This window comes from Faecalibacterium tardum, assembly GCF_040096515.1.
GTDB classification, from domain to species: Bacteria; Bacillota; Clostridia; order Oscillospirales; family Ruminococcaceae; genus Faecalibacterium; species Faecalibacterium tardum.
This window is the reverse complement of the sequence record NZ_JBBMEO010000072.1, coordinates 1-3044: the sequence shown is the minus strand read 5'-3', so window position 1 is coordinate 3044 and position 3044 is coordinate 1. Positions and strand designations below refer to the sequence as shown.

Genomic DNA, 3044 nt, shown 5'->3' with positions numbered 1-3044 from the left:
AATACGGAAATGAAAAAAGGAGTAAATGCGCTTATGAAAAACAAAATCATTGGTGTCTGTCCGAACTGCGGTGCAAACGTTGTGGAGCGTGAAAAAGGCTGGTTCTGCGAGAACCGGGAGTGCCGTTTCGTGCTGTGGAAGGACAATGCGTTCTTTAAGCGTCTGGGCAAGCGTCTGGATTACCATGTGGCAGACAAGCTGCTGCGGGATGGCCGGGTTCGGCTGAAGGACTGCAAGAGTGCCAAGGGCAAGACCTATAACGCCACCGTGCTGCTGTCCTGTGAAGCCGATGGCCGCAGCAAGTTCAGTCTGGAATTTGAAGGTGGGTGCTGATGGAACAGAAAAAAGAAGCGGTCTACCTTATCAACGATGAACGCTATCTGCACCTCCGGGAAAACGGCGCAGGGGTCGGCTTTGCCACCTACAACAAGGTAACTGGAGAGCCGCTGGAAAGCGGGCAGATCTCCGAAAAGAACCTGCCGCCCGATAGACGGAACTCCATCCCAGCCGCTCGGAACTGGTATCTGTTTGAACTTTCGGACGATGACCGCAAGGTCATCCAACAGGAAAGCGTAAAGATCCTCGAAAATATCCCTCAGGCGGGCATCGGCAAGCGGCGCATCTGGGAGCCGGAAACGCTGCCGAAGGATATTCGTCTCATCAACAGCCACTATGACGACCTCTACCGCATTCCCGATGGCGGCGTGATTCAGGTGGATTACCCGGATGGGCGCAGCTTTACGGCACGGCTGGAACATCTGGATGATTACCACTTTGACATGGGCGGTCTGGGCAATGTGTTCCACATCTGCCAGTTTACCGAGGTCATGGAGCGGAACCATGCAGACTTCTACCCGGAAATCCAGACACAGGACGAGCAGGCTGCATGGGAACTGGGCGGCAAGGGCTATCTTGCTATCCAGTCCTGTGAGGATGGCTGGGACTACACCTTTTACCACAGCGATTATTCCGTGATGGACGGTGGGCAGCTGGATGCCCCGGAATTGACCATTCAGGAAGCCCGTGAGCAGATTTTGGAAGCGCACCACATGGAAAAGGGTCGGCGGCTGCTACGGGACTACGATGCCGTTATGGATAAAGTTGCGGAGGCCGAGGAACTGAGTGCAGACCACCGCCCTTCCACACTGGAAAAGCTGGCAGAACTGGCAAACGATACGTCTGCGCCGAAATCGTCTGCACATTCTGCACCGGAACTGTGAGGTGGACGATGCAGCAAAAATGGAACCAGAATTTTGACGGCGAACCCATGACGGACATCCCGCAGAAGTTTCTGAACGCAGGGTGCGATGTTTATATGGTGATGCAGCTGCGGCATGACGAAAAAATCTTCGATGAAAGATTTGCTTCTATGCGGGAACTGCATCATCGGGGCAAAACGCCAGACCCGGAACATTACGAGGTCACTTACTATGCTGATCTGCCTGCCATGTGGCAGGATGCTCCGAACAATGAGGTTTTGGAAGAACTGTTTCAGGTGTTCAACCTCTCCCGCCCGCAGGATTTTGAGGGGCACAGCCTGTCGGTCAGCGATGTGATCGCACTCAAACGCAACGGCGATGTATCTGTGCATTATGTGGACAGCATCGGCTTCAAGGAACTGCCGGGGTTTCTGGATAAAAAGCCGGAGCGCACCTCAGTTTTGCAAACTCTTAAGGAAAAGTGCGATGCCCCGGAGTGCAATCCTACCGTCTGCCGGAAAGCGAGGAACAGCCATGAACTTTAATCACGAAGAATTGACCCTGATGATGCTCTACAACTCCGGCACCCGGCTGGGGCTTATCCACGAGTTGCGACTGATGCAGTGCTACCTGATGCCCGATGAAACTGCCCTGCGGGAACTGTCGGAGGGTGTTATCGAAAAGTCGAAACTGCTGACCGATGCGGAGTTTGCTGAACTGGAATTTCCCCCGGACTGATTTTTGCCGCCTGCGGGCGGCGTACATAAAGTATTTTGTTCTTCCAAAAGATATGCTATAATCAAATTAGACAAAATTCCTCTCTTCAAGCGATTTCTCCGCAATTTTCCTGTGGCTCTGCTCGTATCAAAAATAAGGGACCGATTTTTAATTGTCAGAACGGAGGAACCATTATGGCAATCTTTGAAAAGACCATCCGAAACAAGAATTTTGACAAGCTGCTTCGGAAACTGGAACAAGAAATCCCGGACAGCAGTTGGTCGGCAGATTTAGAGGCAGGCAGTGATTTCAAAGAGGGCGATGCCCGGTGCAGTGTCCGGGTGTTTGAACGGTACAGCATGATGGGCGGCAACCGCCTGAGTCTGACGCTGACCATGTTCCAGAATGGAGATAACCCGATTCGGCTGTCTGCAATTACCGCAGGCGGCAGTCAAGCGGTCTTCTTCAAAATCAATACCATTGGAGAAGAATCTTTTCTGGATGACGTAAAGAAACTGCTGGAAGAAATTTTGGAGGAGTAAAATGTTTTTTGGATGGTTTGACGCTATATTCAGCTTCATTTTCCCAATCCTGTTCCTGCTTTTTATGGGAATGTTTTTCTTTGCCCTAATTTCAAATCTCCGCACATGGAATAAAAACAACCACTCGCCGCGGCTTACCGTTCCGGCAACGGTGGTGGCAAAGCGTACCGATGTTTCGCATTCCAGTAGTGCCAATGCCGGAGATGTGTCCGGTGCGCACGGATACGACACCAGCACGTTCACGTCATACTATGTGACTTTTCAGGTGGAAAGCGGCGACCGCATGGAACTTGAAGTAGATGGTTCGGACTACGGAATGCTTGTGGAGGGCGACATTGGAAAGCTGAGTTTTCAGGGCACCCGCTATCTTGGGTTTGAGCGGAACTAATCGTTCTCCTACATTATATAGTAAGGAGTGCTGTATGAACGATCTATTTATCCAAGGGCTGACCATCGACTGGAACAGAGTTCGCCCATACAATTATGTTCGTCAGATTCCTGCCATCAGCGGAATCGACACTTTTACATTCCATAAGCCCATTACGTTCTTTGTTGGCGAAAATGGAAGTGGAAAATCTACGCTTCT

General features: G+C 51.1%; 6 protein-coding genes. All 6 read left to right on the top strand.

Going from position 1 to position 3044, the window contains the following annotated elements; translation table 11 throughout:
• Positions 1 to 33: 33 nt before the first annotated feature.
• The 6 genes from WMO44_RS14575 (at position 34) to WMO44_RS14550 (ending at position 2846) form a co-directional block, all read left to right on the top strand.
• Positions 34 to 333, top strand: a complete 300-nt coding sequence (locus WMO44_RS14575; RefSeq protein WP_349153007.1) for a hypothetical protein — start codon at positions 34 to 36, stop codon at positions 331 to 333.
• On the top strand, positions 333 to 1220 hold the full coding sequence (locus WMO44_RS14570; protein ID WP_349153006.1) for an LPD16 domain-containing protein: 888 nt from the start codon (positions 333 to 335) through the stop codon (positions 1218 to 1220). The genes WMO44_RS14575 and WMO44_RS14570 overlap by 1 nt, the downstream gene beginning before the upstream one ends.
• Positions 1221 to 1228: 8 nt before the next feature.
• Positions 1229 to 1744 (top strand): YodL domain-containing protein, encoded by a 516-nt coding sequence (locus WMO44_RS14565; RefSeq protein ID WP_158401853.1) that lies wholly within the window; start codon positions 1229 to 1231, stop codon positions 1742 to 1744.
• Positions 1734 to 1937 carry a transposon-transfer assisting family protein gene (locus WMO44_RS14560; protein WP_158401852.1) on the top strand — a complete coding sequence of 68 codons (204 nt, stop codon included), beginning with the start codon at positions 1734 to 1736 and terminating at the stop codon, positions 1935 to 1937. Before WMO44_RS14565 ends, WMO44_RS14560 begins: the two co-directional genes overlap by 11 nt.
• Positions 1938 to 2110: 173 nt before the next feature.
• Complete coding sequence (locus tag WMO44_RS14555; RefSeq protein ID WP_158401851.1) at positions 2111 to 2458, top strand: DUF6054 family protein; 348 nt, start codon at positions 2111 to 2113, stop codon at positions 2456 to 2458.
• Position 2459: 1 nt separating this feature from the next.
• A complete protein-coding gene (locus WMO44_RS14550; RefSeq protein ID WP_015565177.1) occupies positions 2460 to 2846 on the top strand; it encodes a DUF2500 domain-containing protein in 387 nt (128 codons plus the stop codon).
• Positions 2847 to 3044 lie beyond the last annotated feature (198 nt).

What these genes read in the sequence shown, in the direction of transcription:
- WMO44_RS14570 (WP_349153006.1), top strand. Translation starts at nt 333, where the DNA reads ATGGAACAGAAAAAAGAAGCGGTCTACCTTATCAACGATGAACGCTAT.
- WMO44_RS14565 (WP_158401853.1), top strand. Translation starts at nt 1,229, where the DNA reads ATGCAGCAAAAATGGAACCAGAATTTTGACGGCGAACCCATGACGGAC.
- WMO44_RS14575 (WP_349153007.1), top strand. Translation starts at nt 34, where the DNA reads ATGAAAAACAAAATCATTGGTGTCTGTCCGAACTGCGGTGCAAACGTT.
- WMO44_RS14560 (WP_158401852.1), top strand. Translation starts at nt 1,734, where the DNA reads ATGAACTTTAATCACGAAGAATTGACCCTGATGATGCTCTACAACTCC.
- WMO44_RS14550 (WP_015565177.1), top strand. Translation starts at nt 2,460, where the DNA reads ATGTTTTTTGGATGGTTTGACGCTATATTCAGCTTCATTTTCCCAATC.
- WMO44_RS14555 (WP_158401851.1), top strand. Translation starts at nt 2,111, where the DNA reads ATGGCAATCTTTGAAAAGACCATCCGAAACAAGAATTTTGACAAGCTG.